The sequence below is a fragment of the Cupriavidus sp. YAF13 genome (genome assembly GCF_052113425.1).
GTDB lineage: Bacteria > Pseudomonadota > Gammaproteobacteria > Burkholderiales > Burkholderiaceae > Cupriavidus.
Genome location: NZ_JBFRDD010000022.1, coordinates 1 through 21,519 on the forward strand (window position 1 = coordinate 1; position 21,519 = coordinate 21,519).

At 65.5% G+C, this 21,519-nt stretch carries 20 protein-coding genes; 11 read left to right on the forward strand and 9 right to left on the reverse strand.

The genetic code is table 11. The features are described from left to right. Together AB4061_RS18485 and AB4061_RS18490 are read left to right on the forward strand one after the other, a co-directional pair. Window positions 1–594, forward strand: a 594-nt coding sequence (locus AB4061_RS18485) for a TetR/AcrR family transcriptional regulator (RefSeq protein WP_441636268.1), incomplete at its 5' end; no start/stop codon positions are given. Next, window positions 591–1,640, forward strand: a complete 1,050-nt coding sequence (locus tag AB4061_RS18490) for a heparan-alpha-glucosaminide N-acetyltransferase domain-containing protein (protein ID WP_441636270.1) — start codon at window positions 591–593, stop codon at window positions 1,638–1,640. The genes AB4061_RS18485 and AB4061_RS18490, both read left to right, overlap by 4 nt. 95 nt (window positions 1,641–1,735) lie before the next feature. On the opposite strand, the gene AB4061_RS18495 is transcribed toward AB4061_RS18490, so the two are convergent. Beyond that, entirely contained in the window at window positions 1,736–2,701 is a 966-nt protein-coding gene (locus tag AB4061_RS18495) for a tripartite tricarboxylate transporter substrate binding protein (RefSeq protein ID WP_441636272.1), read from the reverse strand. 172 nt (window positions 2,702–2,873) lie between these two features. On the opposite strand from AB4061_RS18495, the gene AB4061_RS18500 reads away from it, so the two are divergent. Continuing rightward, entirely contained in the window at window positions 2,874–3,461 is a 588-nt protein-coding gene (locus AB4061_RS18500) for a class II aldolase/adducin family protein (RefSeq protein ID WP_441636273.1), read from the forward strand. A 54-nt stretch (window positions 3,462–3,515) separates the two neighbouring features. Here AB4061_RS18500 and AB4061_RS18505 read toward each other — a convergent pair whose 3' ends face one another. Genes AB4061_RS18505 through AB4061_RS18515 form a run of 3 tightly spaced genes read right to left on the reverse strand, consistent with a single transcriptional unit; the run spans window position 3,516 to window position 5,913 of the window. Further along, complete coding sequence (locus AB4061_RS18505) at window positions 3,516–4,172, reverse strand: methionine ABC transporter permease (protein ID WP_150984309.1); 657 nt, start codon at window positions 4,170–4,172, stop codon at window positions 3,516–3,518. Continuing rightward, complete coding sequence (locus AB4061_RS18510) at window positions 4,153–5,046, reverse strand: methionine ABC transporter ATP-binding protein (RefSeq protein ID WP_441636276.1); 894 nt, start codon at window positions 5,044–5,046, stop codon at window positions 4,153–4,155. Before AB4061_RS18510 ends, AB4061_RS18505 begins: the two co-directional genes overlap by 20 nt. 54 nt (window positions 5,047–5,100) lie before the next feature. Next, window positions 5,101–5,913: a MetQ/NlpA family ABC transporter substrate-binding protein gene (locus AB4061_RS18515; protein ID WP_441636278.1), complete on the reverse strand. Its 813-nt coding sequence runs from the start codon at window positions 5,911–5,913 to the stop codon at window positions 5,101–5,103. A gap of 300 nt (window positions 5,914–6,213) precedes the next feature. Between AB4061_RS18515 and AB4061_RS18520 the strand changes: the two genes are divergently transcribed. Continuing rightward, window positions 6,214–7,233, forward strand: a complete 1,020-nt coding sequence (locus tag AB4061_RS18520) for a succinylglutamate desuccinylase/aspartoacylase family protein (protein WP_441636280.1) — start codon at window positions 6,214–6,216, stop codon at window positions 7,231–7,233. A gap of 74 nt (window positions 7,234–7,307) precedes the next feature. Then, the gene (locus AB4061_RS18525) at window positions 7,308–8,150 is read left to right on the forward strand and encodes a transporter substrate-binding domain-containing protein (RefSeq protein ID WP_441636282.1); all 843 of its coding nucleotides are present in this window, start codon (window positions 7,308–7,310) and stop codon (window positions 8,148–8,150) included. 10 nt (window positions 8,151–8,160) lie between these two features. On the opposite strand, the gene AB4061_RS18530 is transcribed toward AB4061_RS18525, so the two are convergent. The 3 genes from AB4061_RS18530 to AB4061_RS18540 form a co-directional block, all read right to left on the reverse strand. Beyond that, a complete protein-coding gene (locus AB4061_RS18530; protein WP_441636467.1) occupies window positions 8,161–9,318 on the reverse strand; it encodes an ABC transporter substrate-binding protein in 1,158 nt (385 codons plus the stop codon). 84 nt (window positions 9,319–9,402) lie between these two features. After that, on the reverse strand, window positions 9,403–10,368 hold the full coding sequence (locus AB4061_RS18535; protein ID WP_441636284.1) for a PDR/VanB family oxidoreductase: 966 nt from the start codon (window positions 10,366–10,368) through the stop codon (window positions 9,403–9,405). 6 nt (window positions 10,369–10,374) lie between these two features. After that, on the reverse strand, window positions 10,375–11,412 hold the full coding sequence (locus AB4061_RS18540) for an aromatic ring-hydroxylating dioxygenase subunit alpha (protein WP_441636286.1): 1,038 nt from the start codon (window positions 11,410–11,412) through the stop codon (window positions 10,375–10,377). 294 nt (window positions 11,413–11,706) lie between these two features. Here AB4061_RS18540 and AB4061_RS18545 point away from each other — a divergent pair, with 294 nt between their 5' ends. Beyond that, window positions 11,707–12,696, forward strand: coding sequence for a LysR family transcriptional regulator (locus AB4061_RS18545; protein WP_441636288.1), 990 nt, complete (start codon window positions 11,707–11,709; stop codon window positions 12,694–12,696). 12 nt (window positions 12,697–12,708) lie between these two features. Here AB4061_RS18545 and AB4061_RS18550 read toward each other — a convergent pair whose 3' ends face one another. Together AB4061_RS18550 and AB4061_RS18555 are read right to left on the reverse strand one after the other, a co-directional pair. Next, complete coding sequence (locus AB4061_RS18550; RefSeq protein WP_441636290.1) at window positions 12,709–13,578, reverse strand: IclR family transcriptional regulator; 870 nt, start codon at window positions 13,576–13,578, stop codon at window positions 12,709–12,711. Continuing rightward, window positions 13,575–14,429, reverse strand: coding sequence for an IclR family transcriptional regulator (locus AB4061_RS18555; RefSeq protein WP_441636292.1), 855 nt, complete (start codon window positions 14,427–14,429; stop codon window positions 13,575–13,577). Before AB4061_RS18555 ends, AB4061_RS18550 begins: the two co-directional genes overlap by 4 nt. A 304-nt stretch (window positions 14,430–14,733) precedes the next feature. Here AB4061_RS18555 and AB4061_RS18560 point away from each other — a divergent pair, with 304 nt between their 5' ends. The 5 genes from AB4061_RS18560 (at window position 14,734) to AB4061_RS18580 (ending at window position 21,445) form a co-directional block, all read left to right on the forward strand. After that, a complete protein-coding gene (locus tag AB4061_RS18560; RefSeq protein ID WP_441636294.1) occupies window positions 14,734–15,693 on the forward strand; it encodes an MBL fold metallo-hydrolase in 960 nt (319 codons plus the stop codon). 54 nt (window positions 15,694–15,747) lie between these two features. Next, the gene (locus tag AB4061_RS18565) at window positions 15,748–17,481 is read left to right on the forward strand and encodes an FAD-dependent oxidoreductase (RefSeq protein WP_441636296.1); all 1,734 of its coding nucleotides are present in this window, start codon (window positions 15,748–15,750) and stop codon (window positions 17,479–17,481) included. Window positions 17,482–17,516: 35 nt separating this feature from the next. After that, the gene (locus AB4061_RS18570) at window positions 17,517–17,732 is read left to right on the forward strand and encodes a DUF2783 domain-containing protein (RefSeq protein WP_441636297.1); all 216 of its coding nucleotides are present in this window, start codon (window positions 17,517–17,519) and stop codon (window positions 17,730–17,732) included. A gap of 101 nt (window positions 17,733–17,833) precedes the next feature. Next, entirely contained in the window at window positions 17,834–19,159 is a 1,326-nt protein-coding gene (locus AB4061_RS18575; RefSeq protein ID WP_441636299.1) for an MFS transporter, read from the forward strand. 201 nt (window positions 19,160–19,360) lie between these two features. Beyond that, window positions 19,361–21,445, forward strand: a complete 2,085-nt coding sequence (locus tag AB4061_RS18580) for a putative bifunctional diguanylate cyclase/phosphodiesterase (RefSeq protein ID WP_441636301.1) — start codon at window positions 19,361–19,363, stop codon at window positions 21,443–21,445. Window positions 21,446–21,519 lie beyond the last annotated feature (74 nt).

Sequence of the window (21,519 nt, forward strand, 5' to 3'; positions counted from 1 at the left end):
GATCGTCGTACCGTCATCATGCAGGCCGCCATCGACTGCTTCATAGACAAGGGCTTTCACGCGACCAGCATGCGCGATATAGCTTTGGCTGCGTCAGTCAGTCTGGGCAACCTGTACAACTACTTTCCCGGCAAACAGGCTCTTATTGCCGAAGTTGCAAATCAGGAGCAGGCCGAACTAGCGCCGCTGCTACGCACACTCGAAAGAACCGCCAATCCATCAACGGAACAGGTAAAGCAGTTCCTTGCAGCATACTGGGCGCTTTGCCGGCAGCGCGAATGGGCGATACTGGGCGTTGAATGCCTGGCGGAAATCGCGCGAAGTCCCGCTCTTATGCCTGCGTTCGAGAACAATCGCAGGCAATTGCTCGATACCCTGACAAATGCAATCGAACGTGCCATGAAGCGAGGCGTGTTCAAACCGACTGCGCCCGCGCGGCTAGTGGCACAGGCAATGCTAGATATTGTTGAGAACGATGCCTTGCGCCAGGCGTTGATGGCGCAGGCAGAAACCGCCGGCTACCAAGACAATCCCTCTGTCCAGGCAATGGATGCGCTCCATCCAGGGCTCCTGCACGGCTTGCTTGGAACATGACGTCTGCTCCCCCCGCAAGACCGCGCCTGGATGGTCTGGATCTGGCTCGCTATCTGGCGCTGGCCGGAATGACACTGGTCAACTTCCGGTTAGCGATGCAGCCTGCCGCCCGTGGGCCGGCGTGGCTGGACGGACTATTGGGCTTCCTTGAAGGCAAGGCGTCAGCCACCTTTGTAGTGCTGGCTGGCATGGGCTTAGTGCTAGCAACACGCAATCTGGAGTCGACAACGGCACGCATATGGACGCTACGCCGTTCGCTATTCCTGCTATGTGCAGGATTACTTAATCTGCTGATATTTCCCGCCGACATCATCCATTACTACGCAGTGTATTTCCTGCTGGCATTGCCGTTGCTGCGAGCTAGGATTGCGCCGTTGCTCGCCACCATGTTGGCCGTGGCAACTGTTTCATTGTGGGCTTTGCTGAACTCCGACTACAGTCAAGGTTGGGAATGGGCAGCGTTACACTACACCGACCTGTGGACGCCGGCCGGCTTCGCTCGTAACCTGCTGTTCAACGGATTCCATCCGGTGCTGCCATGGTTCGCGCTGTTTCTATATGGCATGTTGCTGGCACATCTACCACTGCAACGCGCCAGTACGCAATGGGCGTTGGCAGGAACCGGATTGTCGATGGCCGTGCTGGCTGGTGTAATCTCACACCTGTGCCAGGACAGCGCCTTTGCCTGGCTGCTAGGCACGACACCTATGCCACCGGGCCCGCTATATCTGCTCATGGGCATTGGCTCCGCCAGCGCTGCCATTGGCGTTTGCCTGCGCATTTCCAGCCAGTGGCCCGGTCGGCCGTTGAGATTCCTGCTACCCGCCGGGCGCATGACCCTCAGCATCTATCTGGCACACATTTTCATCGRCATGGGCCTGCTGGAAACACTTGGGGCGCTGGATGGCAACTGTACTCTGACCGACGCCGCACTGGCCGCATCAGCTTTTCTGGCATTTGCAACAATCGTGGCCTGGGTTTGGAGTTTCAAGATGAGGCAAGGCCCTGTCGAACGCCTGATGCGATGGCTGACAGCCGTGCGTTAGACGCATGGATTCCGGTCACTTGCAAGCCGCTGCGCCATCGCCTCATGGCAACGCTCAACAGGCATGTGACGATGACATGGTTTTGTTAGCCGCGCCTAATCAGCCTGGGCGCCCGAACGCTTCACCACCGCGCCCCACTTGTGGATCTCGCTGTCGACGAACTTGCCGGTTTCCTCCGGGCTCATCGGCATCGGCTCCGAGCCGCGGTCGGTGATGAACTTCGACAGCTCGGGCGACTGCAGCGCCTTCACCGTTTCCGCGTTGAGCTGGCTCACGAGCGCGGGTGGCAGGCCTTTGGGCGCCATCAGGATGGCCCAGCCCAGCGCTTCGAAGCCTGGAACGCCTTGCTCGCGCACCGTGGGCACCGACGGCAGCTGCGGCGCGCGCTTGGCCACCGTGACCGCCAGCGGCACGGCCTTCTTCGACTGGATCAGGGGCAGCGCCGCCGTCACCGAGTCCACCATCAGCGGGATCTGGTTGCCGAGAAAGTCGGACTGCGCCGGGCCGCTGCCCTTGTAGGGGATGTGCACCATGAAGATGCCCGCCTGGGCCTTGAGCATTTCGGCCGACAGATGCTGGGTACCCCCCACGCCCGCGCTGGCGTAGCTGTACTTGCCGGGCGCGGCCTTGGCCTTGGCGATCAGGTCGCGCAGCGAGACGATGCCGGAAGCCGGCGTGGCGAGGAACACCAGCGGCACCGAGAACACGCCGGAGATCGGCTGGAAATCCTGGCGCGGGTTGTAGTTCAGCTTCTTGTATAGCGTCTGGTTGACCGCCATCGCGCTGCCGGCCATCACCAGCGTGTAGCCATCGGGCGCGGCGTGGGAAGCGATCTCCATGCCGAGGTTGCTGCCCGCCCCGGCACGGTTGTCCACCACCACCGGCTGGCCAAGCTGCTTGCCCAGCCGCTCGGCCAGGGCGCGCGCAAAGATGTCGGTGGCCTGCCCCGGCGGGAAAGGCACGATCAGCTTGATGGGCCGCTCGGGATAAGCGGCGTGGGCAAAGGTGGCAGCCGTCGTCAATGCTGCCGCGGCGGCGATGAGGGCGAAGGGCTTCTTCAAGGGGGGGCTCCTGCGTTATTGGTTTTATGTGTGGTGCTGGGTCAGTGCACGGCGCGCGATGCATGGGAGCGGCCGCGCAGGGGAGGATTCTACGGGATGGCGCATCGCGGCCGCATCGCCGTCCTTCCGCTCTTGCATTTCCATATGCCGATTGCAGCGTTGGCAAGCCCGGGTGGCCTTCGAAGAAATCACCGCGTCCAACCTGGTCAAGGTCGATATCGACGGCGAGATCCTGCGCGACGACACTGGCCTTGGCATCAACCCGGCCGGCTACGTGATCCATAGCGCCATCCACGCCGCGCGCCACGACGTGGGCTGCGTGCTCCATACCCACACCGCTGCCGGCATCGGCGTGTCGGCGCAGCGCGATGGCCTGCTGATGATTTCGCAGCACGCCATGCGCTTCTTCGACAGGGTGGCCTATCACGACTACGAAGGCATCGCCATCGACCTGGATGAACGCTCCCGGCTGGTGGCGGACCTGGGCGAGCGCGATATCTTCATCCTGCGCAACCACGGCCTGCTGACGTGCGCGCCCACCATTGCGCAAGCCTTCCAGGAACTGCATATGCCGGAGCGCGCCTGCGTGGCGCAGCTGGCCGCGCAATCCGGCGGCGCACCGCTGGTGATCGCACCCGATGCCGTGGCACGCAAGGTGGCGGACCTGGTGGTGAGCAATGCCGGCGGCCCCGTCACGCGCAAGCACTGGGCGGCCCTGCTGCGGCAGCTCGATCGCAGCGATCCGTCGTATCGCCAGTAATCGCCAGTAATCGCCAGTAGTCGCCAGTAGTCGCCAGCGCGCGCCGTGGCCGGCTCAGCGCCTGTGGTCGAAGCGCCGCGCCAGCCGCTCGCCGCCGAACTGCACCAGCGTGACCAGCGCAACCAGGATCACGATCACATTGAACATCACCGCGGTCTCGTAGCGCTCGTAGCCGTAGCGGATGGCCAGGTCGCCCAGGCCGCCGGCGCCCACCGCGCCGGCCATGGCCGACGAGCCGATCATGGCAATCACGCTGACGGTTGCGCCGCCAACGATGCCGGGCAGCGCTTCGGGCAGCAGCACGTGGCGCACGATGTGCCAGCGCCGGCAGCCCATGGCGCGCGCGGCCTCGATCAGGCCCGGATCGATCTCGTTCAGGCTGACCTGCGCAATGCGCGCAAAGAAGGGAATCAGGTGCACGCTCAGTGGCACCACCGCCGCCCACGTGCCCATGGTGGTGCCGACGATCAGCCGCGTCACGGGCAGCATCGCCACCAGCAGGATGATGAACGGGATCGAGCGGAAGGTGTTGACCAGCGCCGACAGCGTACGGTGCAGCCGCGGACGCGGACGCAAACCACCCGGCGCGCTCAACGTCAGTACGATGGCCAGCGCCATGCCGCACACGAACACCACCAGGCAGGCGGCGCTCACCATCAGCAAGGTCTCGCCCAGCGCCTTTACGTACTTGTCAGCCATGGGCGGGAACATAAGCCTGTATTTCGATATTGGCGCGCGCACTCGCGTACGATGCGTTGGCCGCCTTGGCGGCATGCATGGCATGGGCAAACTCGCCGCCGGCCGGCACCGGCAAATCCAGCCGCAGCGGGCGCAGCAGCGCCAGCGTGGCGGCGGCCCGCGGCTCGGCAAACACCTGCCACACCGTGCCGAGCTCCACCGCGCGGCCTTGGTCGAGCACCAGCACGCGGTCGCAAGCCTGGCGGATCACCGCCATGTCGTGCGTGATCAGCACCACGGTCAGTCCGAGCGTGCGGTTGATGTCGCGCAGCAGGGCCAGGATCGATTCGGTGGTCTCGGGGTCCAGCGCCGAGGTAGCCTCGTCGCACAGCAGGATCTCCGGGCGGTGCACCAGCGCGCGCGCAATGCCCACGCGCTGCTTCTGCCCGCCGGACAGCGTGGCCGGATAAACCTGCGCCTTGTCGGCCAGCCCCACCAGTTCCAGCAACGCCATCACGCGCGGCACAATCTCCGCGCGCGGCACGCCGGCCACGCGCAAGGGCAAGGCCACGTTCTCGAACACGGTCTTGGCCGATAGCAAATTGAAATGCTGGAAGATCATGCCGATGCGCCGGCGCAGCGCCACCAGGCCGTCCTCGTCCAGCGTGCCCACGTCCACGCCATCCACGCGCACCTGCCCCGCGCTGGGACGCTCCAGCATGTTGATGGTGCGCAACAGCGTGGACTTGCCCGCGCCGCTACGCCCGATGATGCCGAAAACCTCTGCGCGCGCCACCGTGAATGACACCTCCTGCAACGCGGCCGCGGGCGCGCCCGGGTAGTGCTTGCCAAGCTGCTCGAAGACGATATGCGGCGGACTTGATTGCAGCGGGGGCGTCTGTGACACGATGAAAATCCTCCGGGAACAACATCAACAACATGAGCAACGGCAGCCGCCACATCAGAACGCCGGGATCACCGAGCCCTGGTACTTGGTCAGGATGAACTTGCGCACCTCGTCCGAGTGGTACGCCTTGATCAGCGGTGCCACCCACGGCGCGGCCTTGTCACGCTCGCGCACGGCAATCACGTTCACGTACGGGTTGTGCTCCTTCTTCTCCACCGCAATGCCATCGCGCGTGGCGATCAGCCCGGCCTGGTAGGCGAAGGTGTTGACCACGGCGGCGGCATCCACGTCCGGCAACGAGCGCGCCAGCACCACCGAAGCGCTTTCCACCAGGTCCAGCTTCTTCGGGTTGGCGGTGATATCGCCCAGCGTGGCCGTGCCGGTGTACGGGTCGAAACCCGCGCGCAGCTTGATCAGCCCATGATCGCGCAGGATCACCAGCGCCCGGGTCTGGTTGCTCGGATCATTGGGAATACCCAGCCGCGCGCCCTGCGGCAGCGACTCCAGCGACTTGTATTTGCGCGAGTAAAAGGCAATCGGCGAGATCAGCGTGTCCGCCACCGCCACGATCTTGTAGCCGCGCTGGTTGATCTGGTCACGCAGGAACGGCTTGTGCTGGAACGCGTTGGCATCGAGATCGCCGTTGTTCAGCGCCTCGTTGGGGCTGGCGGTGCCGGTAATCACGATCGGCTCCACGTTGAAGCCTTGCTTGCGGGCCACCTTGGTCACCACTTCCCATATCTCTTCGTCCACCCCGCCGCGCACGCCGACCTTGATGGGCTTGTCGGCGGCCAGCGCCGGGGCGGCGCCGATGGCGAGCGCCGTCGTGGCGGCGAGGACCGTGGATAAAATTGCACGCAGGTTCATAAGCCGTTCACCTCGAAGATATTGCTGGCGATGATTGAGCTGGCGAGATGCCAGGCAACCAGTCTAGGTAAGCGACGGCATGCCGGTCCAAGAATAAAACCGCAGTAGCAAATCCGGAAAACCTGCCAGCGTGGCAGCGTGGCAGCCGTGGCGACCGGAAGTCAAAACGTGCGCACGCCGCACGCATATCCATGCGCCGATTTGTTCCTTCCGCAAGCCGGGCCGGCTGCGTAGAGTGACGGGTTCCCGTACGCCGCGCGAGCTGCAAGGCTCGCGCCGCCCTCACCCGACGACTTCACCATGGCTTCCTCCCCGGGGCACGCGCCCGCCTCCCCCATCCACAGCGAAGTCGATTTCGGCGCGCCGGGCAAGCACACCGGCTACCTGCGCCTGCCGCACTCCGCGCATCGCTCCGCCTATGGCTGGCTGCCCATCCCGATCGCCTCGGTACGCAACGGCGAAGGCCCCGCCGTGCTGGTGATGGCAGGCAACCATGGCGACGAATACGAAGGCCAGATCCTGGTTTCGCGGCTGATCCGCGCGCTCACGCCGGAGATGGTGCAAGGCCAGGTGATCCTGCTGCCGATGGCCAACTATCCGGCCGCGCAAGCCGGCCTGCGCACGTCGCCGCTGGACGGCGGCAATCTCAACCGTAGCTTTCCCGGCGATGCGCGCGGCACGCCGACGCAGGTCATCGCGGACTATATCGAGCGTTCGCTGCTCACGCGCGTGAGCCTGGCGATCGACCTGCACTCCGGCGGCAGTTCACTGCAATACCACGGCGCCACCTTGTTTGCCCAGGCCGCGCAAGACGCTGCCGCCAAGGCGCGACTGTTCGACGCGGTGCATGCCTTCGGCTTGCCGCACACCTTCATCAATGAGGTGCCCAACCCGGTCGGCTTGCTGGCGGCGGCGCGCCGCCAGGGCGTGCTGGCACTGCTGACCGAACTCGGCGGCGCGGGCATGGTGGATGCCGTGGCGCTGCAAGATGCGTGGCAAGGCCTGCTGCATCTGCTCGGGCACCTTGGCGTTGTGCGCGGCCCGCTGGTGCCTGCTGCGGCGCCGCACACCACCCGACTGCTGCGCGTGGACCGGGAGCGCCATTATGTTTATGCGCGGGAAGACGGCATCTTCGAGCCACTGGTGCAGCTTGGCGATCGCGTGGACGCCGGCCAGCCTGCGGCGCTGCTGCATACGCCGCACAGCCTTGAGCGCGAGCCGGCGATCGCGCGCTTCCCGGCAAGCGGGTTGGTGATCTGCAAGCGCGTGCCCGCGCACACGCAGCGCGGCGATTGCCTGTTCCAGCTGGCCGACGATTGATAAGCGCTTGCTCAGCACAAGGCGCGCGTGCCGGCATCACGCCGTCGCTTTACACCTCACCAGTATGCATTCCCATGCCCAGGCTATCTGACTCACCACGCCGCGCCCTCCTTGCCCTGGTGCTCACCACGCTGCTCGGCAGCACCGCCGTCCACGCCGACGCCACGCTGGATCGCATCCAGCAGCGTAAGAAAATCAGCATCGGCGTCATCGTCAACGGCACGGGCGGCTTCGGCTCGATCGATCCGGCCAGCGGCGAGATGATCGGCTTCAACCCGGAGCTGGCCAGGCAGATCGCCAGGGACCTGGGCGTGCAAGCCGAACTGGTACCCGTGCTGCCAGCCAACCGCGTGCAGTTCCTGCAGCAAGGCAAGGTGGACCTGCTGGTTGCCAGCATGCTGCTGACGCCGGAGCGCGCCACGCAGATGGATTACGCCCCCACGCCGTACTATCGCAACGGCGGCACCGCGGTCTTTCTCAAGCGCAGCGGCATCAAGCGCTGGGAGGACCTGCGCGGCAAGCCGGTCTGCCTTTCGCAGGGCAGCAGCTATGCCAAGCCGCTGAGCGCGCAGTACGGCGCCGAGCTCAAAGGCTTCAAAGGCATGTCCGAATCCCTGCTGGCGCTGCGCGGCGGCGCCTCGTGCGTGGCAGCCGTGCATGAGAGTGTGACACTGAACACGCTRGTGGCGCGCGATCCGGAATGGCGCGACTACGCGGTGCTGCCCGACGAGGTCGATCCCGCCCCGCAAGTGGCCTGGGTGCGCAAGGGCGAAAAAGACACGGTGGCGGCGGTGGACCGCATCATCCAGGACCTGCACCGCTCCGGCCGGCTGATCGAGCTGGAAAGCAAGGCCGATCTGCTGCCGCGCTCGCCGCTGCTGGCGCAAATGCACCGCAAGTTCAGCGGCAAGCCATAGAGGCAGTGATTTACTTCAGGTATTTCCAGACGCCATTCTGGATCTGGACCAGCACCGCTGCCCGCTTGTCGTAGCCAACATGGTCGGACCGGGACATCGTCGTCACGCCTTGGGTAGTCACGACACCGCTGGTGCTCTCCAACGCGTCGCGCAGCGCGATGCGGAACGCCTCTGTGCCCGGTTTGCCCTTGCCAAGGGCGGCGGGAATCGCCGCACGCAGCACCAGGCCCGCATCCCAGACGTTGGCCGAGAAGATCGAGGCTGAGTTAGAGCCGTACGCGGCCTCGTAGCGCTTGACGAAATCCTGCGCGACGGGCCGCATCGGGCTGCCAGGCTCAAGCTGGTCCGCTACCAGCACCGGCCCGACCGCGAAGATCGCGCCCTCCGCATCCTTTCCGGCAACGCGCAGGAAGTCCCGGTTGGCAATGCCGTAGGTCTGGTAGACGCGTCCTTTGTACCCGCGCTCGGTGAGCGCTTTCTGCGGCAGGGCGCCGGGTGTGCCGGATGCGGCGACAAGGACGGCGTCCGGCTTCGCGGCGATGATCTTCAGTGTCTGCGCGACTACGCTGGTGTCCGTGCGGACATAACGCTCCGTGGCCACAAGCTTGATACCGGCCTTGTCCGCCAGCGGCTGGAGTGCGGCCAGCCATGCGTCGCCATAGGCATCCGAGAAACCCATGAATGCCAGTGTCTTCGTCCCGGCCTGTTGCATATGGTCAAGCGTGGCGCCGATCATCAGGTTCTCATTCTGGATCGCCTTGAATGCCCACCGTCGTTTCTCGTCCTGCGGCTCCACGATCTTGGCGCTGGCAGCCAGGCTCATCAACGGCACCTTGGTCTCGGCGGCAACGTCGACCAGCGCAATGGTCGACGGCGTAACCGAGGAGCCCATCACCACATCCACCTTGTGCTCATCCACCAGGCGGCGAAAGTTGCGCACGCTGACGCTGGGATCCGAGGTGTCGTCGAGGAGGATGAAGTTCAGCTTCTGCCCTGCTGCCTCCTTTGGCAGGAGGTCGATCGCGCGCTTTGCCGGCATGCCGAGCGACGCCGCGGGACCGGTCAGCGACAGGGTGACGCCGACGTTGATGTCGGCACGCGCAGGGGTTGCTGCCAGGCCGGCCATGGCAAGCACGGCAGCCAGTATTGAGCGAGCGGGATGGAACATCATCTTGTCTCCTTGGATGATCGCGGCCATCTGGGTGGCGCGTGTTGCGGTGCTCTTGCCAGGCAGTGGGGCTGCGCGGCGTGCTCAGATGTCCAGTTCCAACTCGGGAGTCAGCGCCCGGGAAACGCAAATCATGATGGCGGTGTTGGCCTCGCGCTCTGCGTCGCTCAGCACGTAGTCCCTGTGGTCCGCCTTGCCGGACAGCAGGGGCACCTCGCAACTGCGGCACAATCCCTCGCGGCAGGAGAACGGCAACGGCACGCCGTTGTGCTCGAGCGTTTCGAGAATGGTGGAACCGGCGGGCACGGTGAAACGGCTGCCGTGCCGGTGCAGGACAACCGTGAAAGCCTCGTCCGCATCGGCATCGGCATGTGCACTGGCCTGCTGCGGATCCGCGCTGAACCGCTCGAAATGCGTGGCAGCGCGTGGCACACCTGCCGACTCCGCCTTGGCAGCCACCGCATCCATCAGCGGCGAAGGCCCACAGCAATACACGTGCCCACCCTCGTGCAGCCCGCCAAGAAAAGAGGCAAGATCCGCCAGCGCACCCTGGCTTTCGTCATCGACATGCAACTGCACCCTTTCCCCGTAGCGCGACAACGTATCCAGGTAAGCCGCGCGCTGGCGCGAGCGCATGCAGTAGAGCAGTTTCCACGGCCGGCCGTTGGCCTCGCACCAGCGGATCATGCTGAGAATCGGCGTGATGCCGATGCCGCCGGCGATGAACAGATGCGCAGTGGCAGCCGCGTCGATGCCGAACAGCGAACGCGGCGCGCTCACGGCGAGCGCGTCGCCCTCCTTGAGTCCTTCATGGACATACCGCGACCCCCCACGCGACAACGGCGCGAGCCCCACGCCAAGGCAGTAGCGGTCGGTCTCGTCGGAGTCGTTGCACAGCGAGTATTGCCTGACAATATTGCCGGGCAGGTGTACATCGATATGCGCGCCCGCGGTGAACGCCGGCAAGGCGCCACCGCAGGGGCGCCGCAGCTCGATGCCGAGAATGCCCTCGGCCTCCGCGGTCATCCTGGATACGATCAGTTCGAGCATGCCGTGCTACCTCCGCGCGGACGCTGCCGCTTCCTCTTCGAGCTTCTGGTTCACCGCCCAACGGAATTGCGAAAGCGCGGCGTCGATGGAAAACGGCATCATCTTGAAGTTGGGCTCAAGCTCAAGGCTTCGCTGCTGCGCCGAGATGATCTCGCGGTCTTCGTCGAACGCGGTGACCACGCTTTGGTGAATCGACGCGGTGACTTCCGGCTTGTCGATGGCAAAGTTGTGCGGATGGGCGAAGAAGTAATGCGTGGAGTTTTCCGTCTCCGGGGTGATGGCCTGGCAGCCACGGAATTCGGCGGCATCGACGCGCACCCCCGCCGGCGCGCCCGTGCCGGTGGGAGACATGCCGGAATCCATTAGCAGGATGGCGGGGATCGTGAAGTTGTAGATGTTCCAGCGATCGACCTTCCCGGGATAGTCCTTGACGGCCTTGGCGAAGGCGGGCGCTTCGGTATTGATGGCCCAGCGCGTGATCCGCACGCCGCCATCGATACGCTCGACCTTGGGCTGCACCGCGGCATAGTCCTCGCTGCCGCCCAGGGTGGTGGGATGAACGAACGGCAGGTGCGAGAAGTCCAGCAGGTTGTCGCAGATCAGCAGGTAATTCACGTCGTAGTGGATGTAGCCGTCCAGGCTGCGCCATTCCGGATGGTCCAGCCACTGCGTATCCGGGATCAGCGACGGATCGGCATTGTCCGGGTCTCCCATCCAGATCCACACCCAGCGGTGCTGCTCGACGATGGGGAACTTGCGCACCTTGGCCTGCGGCGGAATGCGCTCCTGCGCGGGCGCCTCGATGCATCTACCCGCGCTGTCGAACTTCAGGCCGTGATACATGCAGCGGATGCAATCGCCTTCCCTGCGCCCGACCGACAGCGGCGCGCCACGATGGCAACAGCGATCCTCCAGCGCGACGATGCTGCCGTCTTCCTTGCGGTACATCACGACAGGCACGCCGATGATGGTGCGGGAGAACATGCCTTCGCCAGGGATTTCCTTATCCCAGCCGGCTACATACCAGGTGTTTTTGATGAACATGCGGCGTTCCTCGAAGCGTTCACTTTGCGCCCGTGCGGAAATTCGGGGCGCACGTTGCCATGCACGCATTGCTTGCAAGCAATGCGTGTTGCGGGCGTTAAAAAAGGCGGGGAGTCAGGGTGGCGGCAATGTGCCTTGCGGGCCGGGACGCGGGTGGCGGCGGGTGCGGGCGTGGGCGTGGGGTGTCATGTCTTGTCTCCAGTGCGGCGACCCATCTCCGGGGTCCTTGACTGCAGAATAGATTTGGAGGAAACATGCGTCAACGTCATCCCCCTAATAGCGAGAATGTACGCCATGCATGCAGATGAGCTGGACCTCAACCTCCTTACGGTGTTCGATGCGATGCTGCGGGAGCGCAGTGTGACCAAGGCCGCGCAAGAGCTGGGCCTGACGCAAAGCGCGATGAGCCACGCGCTGAACCGGTTGCGCGCCTTCTTTGACGACCAGTTGTTCGTCAAGACGCCGGCAGGCATGATGCCCACGCACAAGGCGCAGGAGCTGACCGAGGCAATTGTGGGCGTGATGGCCACTGTGCGGCAGCAAGTTCTATCGCAGTCCCGCTTCGATCCGCTAGTGGCACGGCGCACGTTCAACCTGTGCATGACCGACATGGGCGAACTGGTCTTCCTGCCGCCGCTGATCAGCAGGCTGCGCCGCGAGGCACCGCACTGCAAGCTGCGCACGTTGCAGGTTCCACTACAGCAGATCGAGGGCATGCTCGGCACGGGCGAGGCCGACCTGGCACTGGGATCGATTCGCGCCGCGCCGGAAGGCTTGTTCCAGCAGCGCTTGTTCATGCACTCGTTCGTGACCATCGTGAGCGCGCGCAACCAGGAGGTGGGCGACGCCCTGACGCTCGAGCAGTTCCAGCGCATGCCGCAGATTGTGGTCACGCTGTCCGGGCGCGCCAGCGCGGCGTATGACAGCGCGTTTGACGACCATGGCATCCAGCGCAATATCTACCTGTCGACGCCGCACTTCCTGGTGGTGCCGCTGCTGATGGAGCAGCAGCCGGACCTGATCGCCACGGTACCGCTGGAACTCGCCAACGTCTTTGCCCGGTACGGCACGGTGCGCGTGATGCAGCCGCCGGTGGCGCTGCCGGAATTCGCCATCAAGCAGCATTGGCATCCGCGTTTCCACCATGACCCGGCAATCATCTGGCTGCGCGAGCTGGTGAAACGGACCTTCGAACACTATCCACGGGTCGACGATGGCGAGGATGAAGCGGCGGCGCCTGCGCCGCAACCCAAGCGGCCCCGGCGCGTGGCAAAAGGAAAGTAAGCGGCGGCTCGGCTATCCGTTCCCCACGGCTACCTCTATCGGCTCCATCGCGCCGAACCGCCACGACAACCGCCGCGCCGCCTGCAACAGTGTCCCGGCCATTGCGCCGTCCGTACCGCTGTCAAAGCTGCCCGATGTGCCAATCAGGGCGATGACGAGCGCAATGCTGCCGGTGTGGTCGAACACCGCCGCCGCAAGCGTGTCGATGCCGGGCACGGGCCGGCCCAGCGCATTGTCGATCCGCTGCGCGCGGATTTGCGCCAGCCGGGCCGCGTACGCTGGCGCAAGTGCTTCGCCCGCGCCGCCATCCGCTTCGACAACATCCGATGCCCGTGCACCTGCGAGCCGCAGCGCGTCCTGGCCCAGCAGGCCAATCAGCACGGGCTCCGGCAGGTGCGCCGCGAACAGCCGGCCGATCGCCGTATTGACCAGCGACAGCACAGTGCCGACCCGCAGGCTGACGTGCTGCGGCCGCGCGGCTTCCTCCAGGCGGACCACGGTCGGCCCCAGCGGGCCAAGCACTGCCATTGCCACGCTCAGGCTGGTCGCGCCCGCCAGTTCGATCACTTCTGGCTCGGCCTCGCGGGTTGGCGAGAGCCGCTGCAAGGCGATCAGCCCGAGTTCGAGGCCCAGCGGGCCGGACAGGAAATTGCCCGCCGCGTCGCGCGCCAGCAAGCCGATCTTCTGCAGGCTGACCAGATGCGGGAACGCTTTGGCGGGCGGCATGCCGGCCGCGCGTGCAAGGTCGCGCAAGGGCAGCGGCCGCCCGGCCGCGACCAGCCCGGCAAGCAACTGGCCGGTGTTGTCCAGCGACTGGATGCCGCGTTGCGGCTTGGCGGCTTCACCCAGGATGTCGTCGATTGGCATGGGGGCGGGTGTCATTCGGTTTCGTTAGTGGCGTTAGTGGCGGCGATCGCGTCACGGATGGCCGCGGCGGTGTCTAGCAATGCGACAGCCACGGGGCCGCGCCAGCCCACATCGATGGCGCCGGTCGATCCGACCACGGTCAGCGCCAGGCGCAGCCGCCCGCTGGCGTCCAGCACCGGCACGCACAGGCTGCTGACGGCGGGGCTTGGTGCGTCGATGCTGCGCTCGATGCCGCGCTCGCGGATGGCGGCAAGATCCGCACCGAACGCGGTGGCGTCCACGGCGGGCGTATCGCCCGCGTGCTGTTGCGCCCAGATCGCCTGCCACTGGCCGGGCGGGAGAAACGCGCAGAACACGCGGCCGGTCGCCGTTGCCGACAGCGACATCACCGTGCCAACGTGCAGGTTCACGTGCAAGGGCGAGCCAGCGTGCGCATAGCGCACGATGGTGGGGCCCTGCGGGCCGGCGGCGCAGATCGCCACACTGAACCCGCACGAGCCGGCCAGCGCGGCCACCAGCGGCACCGCCGCCCGGTAGGCCGGATCGTGGTCCAGATACAGCATGCCGAGTTGCAGCGCGAGCGGGCCCGGCTCGTAGCGCCCGGACAGGTGGTCGCGCTTGATCAGGCCAAGCCGCACCAGGCTGACCAGGTAAGTGTGTGCTTGCGCGGGCGCAATCTGCACGCTGGCCGCAAGATCGGCCAGGGCCATCGGCGCGCGGACATCGGCCAGCGCGCGCAGGAAGCGGCCGCCGACTTCCACGCTCTGGATGCCGCGCTGCGCCTTCTCCTCGCCGCCGGCGTCCGCGATGTGGTCCTCGGATCGCGTTGATCGCGCGGATCGCGCTGGTCGTGCTGGTCGTGGCATTCGGCCCCCGCTTGAAAACCCAGATAGTAATCGACCGGGCGCCATCCGCCCGGCAAGACCGAGGGTTTCCCCTCGGATTTCTGCGTCTTGTTTGTGCCTTACCCTCCCCGCCCCTCTAGTTAGTCAAAAACAATACGATTTGTTATTGACTAATTTTGCTGCAATTCCTAAGATGGCCTTACCCCGATACCGGTGCAGTTATAGAGTGAATACGGGGCGAGACAGTCCCCCGCTATGCAGTGATCTGCTCCGGCGCCTGCTGTCTCGTCTTTCCCCCACGCAAGACAAAAGAGATGAGGCAAGCATGAGCAAGGCATTCGCATCCCAGGCCGACCTGGAAGCCAAGAAAGTCACCTTCACCCAGCTCTCCGAGAACGCTTACGCGTACACCGCCGAGGGCGACCCCAACTCCGGCGTGATCATCGGCGACGACGGCGTGCTGATCGTCGATACCACCGCCACGCCTGCCATGGCGCAAGACCTGATCGCCAGGATTCGCTCGGTGACGGACAAGCCCATCAAGTACGTCGTGCTCTCGCACTACCACGCGGTGCGCGTGCTGGGTGCTTCGGCCTACTTCRCCGAAGGCGCGCAGCAGATCATCGCCAGCCGCGGCACCTACGAGATGATCGTGGAGCGCGGCGAGGCCGACATGAAGTCGGAGATCGAACGCTTCCCGCGCCTGTTCGCCGGGGTGGAAACCGTGCCGGGCCTGACCTGGCCGACGCTGGTGTTCGAGAAAGAAATCACCCTGTACCTCGGCAAGCTCGAAGTGCGCATCGCCCATCTGGGCTCGGGCCACACCAAGGGCGACACAGTGGTCTGGCTGCCGTCGCAGAAGGTGCTGTTCTCCGGTGACCTGGTGGAGTACGACGCAGCCTGCTACTGCGGCGACGCGCAACTCGAGCAATGGCCCGCCACGCTCGACGCCTTGCAGGCGCTGGGCGCCGAGAAGCTCGTCCCCGGCCGCGGCCCGGCCCTGACCAATCCGGAAGAGGTCAAGAAGGGCATCGAGTACACCAAGGATTTCGTCACCACGCTGTTCCAGGCCGGCAAGGAAGCCGTGGTGGACCGCCTGGACCTGAAGAGCGCGATGGCCCATACGCGCAAATCGATGGACCCGAAGTTCGGCCACGTCTTCATCTACGAGCACTGCCTGCCGTTCGACGTGTCGCGCGCCTTCGATGAAGCCAGCGGCATCCAGCATCCGCGCATCTGGACCGCGCAGCGCGACAAGGAAATGTGGGCCGCGCTGCAAAACTGAAGGCCAATCGCCGCATAGATGGAATGGCCGTACAGAGTGGATGGAGACACCAGCATGAGCAACGATTACCAGAACCAGTCATTTGAGTACCAGCCCTGCCCCGAGCAACGGCAGGCGCACGCAGGCAAGCCGCACCCCGTGATCGTCGTGGGCGCCGGGCCCGTTGGCCTGGCCGCCGCGATCGACCTGGCCCAGCACGGCGTGCCGGTGGTGCTGGTGGACGATGACTGCACGCTGTCGAGCGGATCGCGCGCGATCTGCTTTGCCAAGCGCACGCTGGATGTCTTCGACCGGCTCGGCTGCGGCGAACCCATGGTGGACAAGGGCGTGCGCTGGCACGTCGGCAAGGTCTTCGTGCGCGACGAACAGGTCTACACCTTCGACCTGCTGCCGGAGGCCGGCCACCAACGGCCGGCCTTCATCAACCTGCAGCAGTATTACGTCGAGGGCTTCCTGCTCGACCGCGCGCGCCAGTTGCCGAACCTGGAGATCCGCTGGAAGCACAAGGTGACGGGCATCGAACAGCATCACGCCGGCACGCCTGACGCGGCCGTGGTGCTGACCGTCGACACACCGGACGGCCCCTATGCGCTCACCGGACGCTACGTGGTGGCGGCCGATGGCTCGCGCAGCCCGCTGCGCAACCTGCTGGGCCTGGACAGCAAGGGCCGCACGTTCAAGGATCGCTTCCTGATCGCCGACGTGAAGATGGAAGCCGAATTCCCCACGGAGCGCTGGTTCTGGTTCGACCCGCCTTTCCATCCGAACCAGTCGGTGCTGCTGCACCGCCAGCCCGACAATGTCTGGCGCATCGACTTCCAGCTCGGCTGGGACGCCGATCCCGTGCTGGAAAAAACGCCGGAGCGCGTGATTCCGCGCGTGCGGGCGCTGCTTGGCCCGGACGCGAAGTTCGAGCTGGAGTGGGTCAGCGTCTATACCTTCTCCTGCCTGCGCATGGACAGCTTCCGCCATGGCAATGTGCTGTTTGCCGGCGACTCCGCGCATGGCGTCTCGCCGTTCGGCGCGCGCGGCGCCAACAGCGGTGTGCAGGACGCGGAGAACCTGGCGTGGAAGCTGGCGTACGTGATCCAGGGCCGCGCGCCGGACAGCCTGCTCGACACCTATGCGAGCGAGCGCGAATATGCCGCCGACGAGAACATCCGCAATTCGACGCGCTCGACGGATTTCATCACGCCGAAGAGCACGGTCAGCAAGGTGTTCCGCGATGCCGTGCTGGCACTGTCGAAGAAGCATGCGTTCGCCCGGCAGCTGGTGAATAGCGGGCGGCTGTCATTGCCATCCGTGCTGCGCGATTCGGCGCTCAACACGCTTGACACCGGCGAGTTTGCCGACGCCATGGTGCCGGGCACGGCCTGCGTGGATGCGCCGATCTCCGGTGCGCAAGGCCAAGGATGGCTGCTGCCGCAACTAGGCGGGCAATTCACCGCGTTGCTGTTCGGCACGCCCGACGCCGACAGCCTGGCCGCCTTGCAACGGCTGGGACAAGGCACGCTGCCGCTCAAGCTGGTCGTGGTCAGCGCGAATGCCCAGTGCGCAGCATCGCCCGGCATAGCGGTGTGGCACGACGCCGAGGGACTCGCGGCGCGGCGCTACGACGCGCGGCCCGGCACGCTGTACCTGATCCGCCCCGACCAGCATGTCTGCGCGCGCTGGCGGCAGGTCGACATCGCCGCCGTCCAGCAGGCCATGTCACGCGCGACCGGCAACTTGCGAGGCACGCAGGCCGGCGCACCAACTGCGCAAGCGCCCGCTCCGGTAGCGGCATGAATCCCGCGGCGACATTCTGAGTCAGAGAGACAGCAATGGCACTCAACACCCAACCCAACCTGGCGCGCGCCGACGACTTCTACGAAGCCCTGATCGACATGCATCGCGATCTCGACGACGGCCAGAGCCAGGCGGCCAATGCGCAACTGATCCTGTTGCTCGCAAATCATATCGGCAACCACGACACGCTCGCCGCCGCCATGCAGCTCGCGCGGCAGGGCGCGGCGCCGGAGATCAGCGCGCAAGCCTGATCGCAGCGGGCGCGGCCCGCTGCCCGCTTCCACTCATTGCCAATACGCGCCAGACGTCGGCATCCAGGGCCCAGCCGGGCCCGCGTTCCCGGAGACAATCCATGACCTATTCCTCTGCAGGGGCCATTGCGCCCCCGGCTTGTGCTGCCCGCGACGAAGACGCGCTCTATCGAAAGATCTGGCTGCGCATCATTCCTTTCCTCTTTGTCTGCTACGTCATCTCCTTCCTCGACCGGATCAATATCGGCTTTGCCCAGCTGCAGATGAAGCAGGACCTGGGCTTCAGCGATGCGATGTACGGGCTGGGCGCTGCGGTGTTCTATGTGGGCTACGTGCTGTGCGAGGTGCCCAGCAACATGCTGCTGGCCCGCTTTGGCGCCCGCCGCACCTTCACCCGCATCATGTTGCTGTGGGGCCTGGCATCGGTCGGCATGATGTGGGTATCGACACCCACGCACTTCTATACACTGCGCTTCCTGTTGGGCGTGTTCGAAGCCGGCTTCTTCCCCGGCATCGTGCTGTACCTGACTTACTGGTTCCCGGCGCGGCGGCGCGCTGCCGTGATGGCCATCTTCTTCGCGGGCGTTGCCGTGGCCGGGGTGCTGGGCGGGCTGGTGTCGGGCTGGATCATGCGCGACATGGCCGGCGTGCTCGGGCTTTATGGCTGGAAGTGGATGTTTGCCATCGAGGGGGCGCCCGCCATCGTGCTCGGGCTCGCCGCCGCGGTGTTCCTGGTCGATGGCCCGCAGCAGGCGAGCTGGCTCACCGACCCGGAGAAGGCATTGCTCGCCGCGCATAACGGGCCGGCCGGACAGGCCACGCGCGCGCACTCGTTTGGCGCGCTCATCGAGGCGTTGCGCAATCCGCGCATCTACCTCTTTGCCTTCATTTACTTCGCGCTGACCTGCGGCTCGCTGACGCTGAGCTTCTGGATGCCCCTGATGATCCGGGACTTCGGCATCACCGATGTGATGTCCATCAGTCTTTACTCTGTCATCCCGAACGCCATCGGCGCCGTCGGCCTGATCCTGATTGCCCGCCACTCCGACCGGCGCGGCGAGCGGCATCGCCATTTCGTGGCCTGCACGGTAGGCGGCGCGCTGGCACTGGCGCTGCTGACCCTGCACCTGCCCAGCTTCGCGGCGATGCTCGCGTTGCTGTCCGCCGCGTGCGTGCTGATCTTTGCCGCGCTGCCGATCTTCTGGTCCTTGCCGCCAAGCCACCTGCCGGCCCACACAGCCGCCACCGGCATTGCCTTTATCAGCAGCATCGGCATTACCAGCGGCATCGTCAGCCCGTGGGTGATCGGGCAGATCAAGACGCACACGGGCAGCATGGACAACGCGCTGTACCTGCTCGCGGGGTTGCTGCTGGCCAGCGGCGCCGCCATGTGGGCAGGCGTGCCGAAGGCCGCGCCACGGCACTGATTGCCGGCCAGCCGCTGGCCAGCATTAGCCCCGGGGGCCAGTTGGCCCCCGGGCGCCGATCTTTTTGGGGTTTCGACTAAACTTGCCCGCCATCTTGTCGATATGAGGGGCGTACTGGCGCTTTCCTTGGCGCGCTCGCTCGGCGCGCGCGCGCCGGGCGGCCTCCAGGCAGTTCCAAGTCAACGTCCAGAAAGGTATTCCATGCACGCCGGTAGCTACAACAGTTTGCTTGTGCTGTTCTCACTGCTTGTCGCGATGCTGGCCTCCTACACGGCCCTGGACATGGCCGGGCGCATTGCCACCGCGCAAGGGCGCGCGGCCCACTGGTGGCTGGCGGGCGGCGCCTGCGCCATGGGCATCGGCATCTGGTCGATGCACTTCATCGCCATGCTGGCGTTCCACCTGCCGATTCCGCTGGGCTACGACCTGCCCATCACCGTGGCCTCGCTGCTGATCGCCATCGCGTCATCCGCGCTCGCGCTCTGGCTGGTGGGCAGGGAGACCTTGCCGTGGCGGCGCCTGGCAGGCGGCGCCTTGTTGATCGGCAGCGGCGTTGCCGGCATGCACTACACGGGCATGGCGGCACTGCGCATGGTGCCGGGCATCCACTACATCCCCTCGTTGTTCGTCCTGTCCGTGGTCATTGCGGTCGCGGCATCCGGCGCGGCGCTGTGGATCGCGTTCAACCTGCGGCGCGAGTCCGTCTGGGTGCGGCCCTTGCGGGCGGGCGCATCGGTGGTGATGGGCTCAGCCATCGCCGGGATGCACTACACCGGCATGGCGGCCGCGGAGTTTCCGATCGGCGTCGTCTGCGGCGCGGCGCGCGACGGCATGGACACAGGCTGGCTGGCCGTGGTGATCATCGTCGTCACGCTGGCCGTGCTGGCGATTGCCCTGATCACCTCGGTGCTCGACATGCGCCTGGAAGCCCGCACCGCCATGCTGGCCATCTCGCTCGCCGAAGCCAACCAGGAACTGACCTACCTGGCGCTGCACGACAACCTCACCAAGCTCCCCAACCGCGTACTGCTGGAAGACCGGCTCGAGCAGGCGATCCAGGGGGCCACGCGGGAGAAGAGCCGCTTCGCCCTGATGTTCATGGATCTGGACGGCTTCAAGGCGGTCAACGACGCCTATGGCCATCCCATTGGCGACCAGTTGCTGGTGGAAGTCGCGCGGCGCATCGGCGCCAATGTCCGCTCGCAGGACACCATCGCACGGCTGGGCGGCGACGAGTTCGTGCTGCTGGCCAGCGTCAGCGAGCCGGCGGATGCTGCCACCCTGGCCGAGAAAGTGCTGAGCGCCATCCGCGAGCCCTTCCAGGTAGCCGGCCGCGAGTTGCGCGTCTCCACCAGCATCGGCATCGCCATGTACCCTGGCGATGGCGAGCTCCAGCACGACTTGCTGACCAACGCCGACGCGGCGATGTATCACGCCAAAGCGCTGGGCCGCAACACCATCTGCTTCTTCGAAGCATCGATGAACGCCAACGTGCACGAGCAGCTTCAACTGGTGCAGGACATGCGCATGGCGCTGGAACGCCGTGAGCTGATCCTGCAGTACCAGCCCAAGCTCACCGCCCCCAGCGGCCCGATCGTCGGCGTGGAAGCCCTGGTGCGCTGGATGCATCCCACGCGTGGCCTGATCGCCCCGGACCAGTTCATCCCCCTCGCGGAGAAAACCGGCCTGATCGTGCCGATCGGGGACTGGATCCTGGACGAAGCCTGCCGGCAGATGCGGGCGTGGCGCAACGAGGGCCGCCCCGAGTGGACCATGGCGGTCAACCTCTCGGCGCTGCAGTTCCGGCACGCCAGCCTGATCGCGACCGTGCGCGACACCCTGGCCCGGCATGCGCTGGAGCCACGCTGCCTGACGCTGGAGGTCACCGAATCCACGGCGATGCGCGACGCGGATGCCAGCCTGCAGATCCTGCAGCAACTCCACGACATGGGCGTGCGCATCTCGATCGACGACTTCGGCACCGGCTATTCTAGCCTGCTGTACCTCAAGCGGCTGCCTGCCAGCGAGCTGAAAATCGATCGCGGGTTCATCCGGGATCTGTCACGCGATACGGAGGATGCGGCGATTGTCTCGGCCATTGTGGCGCTTGGGCGCACGCTGAATTTGAATATCGTTGCGGAAGGGGTCGAAACGGCGAAGCAGCAGGAGTTCCTGACGCGGCTTGGATGCGATTCGCTGCAAGGCTTCCTGCTGGGACGACCGATGTCCGCGGCGAACCTGATTGCATCGCTGTCCGACGACAATCTGCTGTTGGATGCCGGATGAAGAAGGCACCATGGGGCCGAGGCTGTGTGAAAACGCATCGATCACCTACACTGAATATGCGCATTCAGATTGGG

Excerpts from the sequence above, each read along its gene's own strand:
- AB4061_RS18505 (WP_150984309.1), bottom strand. The coding sequence starts at position 4,172 with ATGTTCCCGCCCATGGCTGACAAGTACGTAAAGGCGCTGGGCGAGACC.
- AB4061_RS18515 (WP_441636278.1), bottom strand. The coding sequence starts at position 5,913 with ATGAACCTGCGTGCAATTTTATCCACGGTCCTCGCCGCCACGACGGCG.
- AB4061_RS18520 (WP_441636280.1), top strand. The coding sequence starts at position 6,214 with ATGGCTTCCTCCCCGGGGCACGCGCCCGCCTCCCCCATCCACAGCGAA.
- AB4061_RS18530 (WP_441636467.1), bottom strand. The coding sequence starts at position 9,318 with ATGTTCCATCCCGCTCGCTCAATACTGGCTGCCGTGCTTGCCATGGCC.
- AB4061_RS18535 (WP_441636284.1), bottom strand. The coding sequence starts at position 10,368 with ATGCTCGAACTGATCGTATCCAGGATGACCGCGGAGGCCGAGGGCATT.
- AB4061_RS18540 (WP_441636286.1), bottom strand. The coding sequence starts at position 11,412 with ATGTTCATCAAAAACACCTGGTATGTAGCCGGCTGGGATAAGGAAATC.
- AB4061_RS18545 (WP_441636288.1), top strand. The coding sequence starts at position 11,707 with ATGCATGCAGATGAGCTGGACCTCAACCTCCTTACGGTGTTCGATGCG.
- AB4061_RS18550 (WP_441636290.1), bottom strand. The coding sequence starts at position 13,578 with ATGACACCCGCCCCCATGCCAATCGACGACATCCTGGGTGAAGCCGCC.
- AB4061_RS18555 (WP_441636292.1), bottom strand. The coding sequence starts at position 14,429 with ATGCCACGACCAGCACGACCAGCGCGATCCGCGCGATCAACGCGATCC.
- AB4061_RS18565 (WP_441636296.1), top strand. The coding sequence starts at position 15,748 with ATGAGCAACGATTACCAGAACCAGTCATTTGAGTACCAGCCCTGCCCC.
- AB4061_RS18570 (WP_441636297.1), top strand. The coding sequence starts at position 17,517 with ATGGCACTCAACACCCAACCCAACCTGGCGCGCGCCGACGACTTCTAC.
- AB4061_RS18575 (WP_441636299.1), top strand. The coding sequence starts at position 17,834 with ATGACCTATTCCTCTGCAGGGGCCATTGCGCCCCCGGCTTGTGCTGCC.
- AB4061_RS18580 (WP_441636301.1), top strand. The coding sequence starts at position 19,361 with ATGCACGCCGGTAGCTACAACAGTTTGCTTGTGCTGTTCTCACTGCTT.